The 1,039-nt window shown below is 41.3% G+C and carries 1 protein-coding gene; it reads right to left on the bottom strand.

What is annotated here, in order from left to right:
- Positions 1-52 precede the first annotated feature (52 nt).
- Positions 53-985 (bottom strand): IS5 family transposase, encoded by a 933-nt coding sequence (locus tag FTT98_RS17920; RefSeq protein ID WP_180042428.1) that lies wholly within the window; start codon positions 983-985, stop codon positions 53-55.
- Positions 986-1,039 lie beyond the last annotated feature (54 nt).

The following is a 1,039-nucleotide window of genomic DNA, read 5'->3' as shown; positions in this document are numbered from 1 at the left end:
GGCTTTGTTGCATAAAGGTTTGAAAGGCTGAGTTCCCTTAAGCTACTCAAATTTAAGAGACAACTTGGGTATGAGGGCGACCTAATTCTGTGAATTTATTCAAGACTGCCATGCGTGCATGGATCTCATTCACCTGACTTGGAAAACTCCGCGCTGTTAATTTATCGCCTAATAATTTGATGCAATGCATCTTGGTTTCAACCAAACTTCGACGGTGATAACCAGACCACTTTTTCCAAAGCGATCTGCCTAGCCGTTTGACTGTCTTTAATAATTCGTTCCGCTCTATAGACCTCGCTTGCTGATCCTTCCAAGGCTTTGCATTCTTTCTAGGTGGAATGATCGCATGTGCATCTCGATCTAAAATGACTTGTCGGCAGTGCTTTGTGTCATAAGCACCATCTGTATAAACAGAATCAATTGGTTCATCCAAGGGAATTTGAGCAAGTAAATCTTCGAGTACTTGAGAATCACTGACATTATTTGTGGTGAGTTGTACTGCACGTATTTGCAGGGTTTTAGCATCTATAGCAATGTGAAGCTTACGCCATTGGCGACGATATTCAGCCCCATGTTTCTTGCGTTTCCATTCACCTTCACCAAGAAACTTCAAACCAGTAGAGTCTACGAGTAGATGCAGTCCATCACTACTTTTTTGATAGCTAATCGCAATATCAATATGCTTTTGTCTACGACAAAGGGTGGAATAATCCGGAGCTGTCCAATCTAATCCAGAGAGTTTAATCAGACTTTGAACAAAACCTGTGACCATACGTAAAGAGAGTCGGAATAGTAATTTGATCATTAAGCAGCATTGGATGGCTGCGTCGGAGTAGGTTTGATTTCGCCCTTGTTTGCCTTTTGATGGCGCATACCATTGCGTAGCAGGATCAAACCAAATGGAAATATTACCTCGGTTAATTAAGGCTCGGTTATAGGATGACCAATTGGTTGTACGGTAGATTTTAGAGGCAGGCTTATTCATTTTGAAATTATATTGCTGAAAAAGCCTTTACAGATAGGTTTGTGCAACAAAGCC

Origin of the sequence: Acinetobacter sp. YH12039 (assembly GCF_013420015.1) — a bacterium.
Lineage (GTDB): Bacteria > Pseudomonadota > Gammaproteobacteria > Pseudomonadales > Moraxellaceae > Acinetobacter > Acinetobacter amyesii.
Note: the sequence above shows the minus strand (reverse complement) of the source record. Positions and strands in the feature narration are given on the sequence as shown.